This window comes from Kamptonema formosum PCC 10802 (assembly GCF_000332335.1).
Classification (GTDB): Bacteria; Cyanobacteriota; Cyanobacteriia; order Cyanobacteriales; family Oscillatoriaceae; genus Oscillatoria.
Map to the genome: position 1 here is coordinate 6,900,028 of NZ_KB235948.1, position 397 is coordinate 6,900,424.

Here is a 397-nt window from a genome sequence, read left to right on the forward strand (position 1 = left end):
TTTGCAAGTTCTTCAGCAACCGCAGAGCATTCGAGCGGAATGGACTGTCCACCGGCAGTGTCTCCAGTTCGTCAATCGCCTGCTTTTGCACGCTTCCCTTACCGAGAATCCTCACCCACAGGGTTTCTGGAGTGCGGGGTAACTGGTGAATGACTACTATGGCTGTCCGCAGAGGGTTGGCCATAAAGTAAATTCCAGGCAACCAGTTGTCATCTATTATAGCGCGAAATTCCGATACCAGCGCAGCTGATGCCGTGGGCGTGAGAATCCACAATCTCGGCAAAGCAGCCTCTTGAATGCTGGTATTATTCCGATTTGCCTCCCGCTGGTATTCTCCCCGCACCTGTAACATTTTTAACAGACAGTCGCAAATTTCTTGGGGAGTCGCTGGATTGCG

The 397-nt window shown here is 51.6% G+C and carries 1 pseudogene; it reads right to left on the reverse strand.

The features are described 5' to 3' along the window. Positions 1–397: pseudogene (locus OSC10802_RS53430) on the reverse strand (hypothetical protein); the annotation flags it as partial.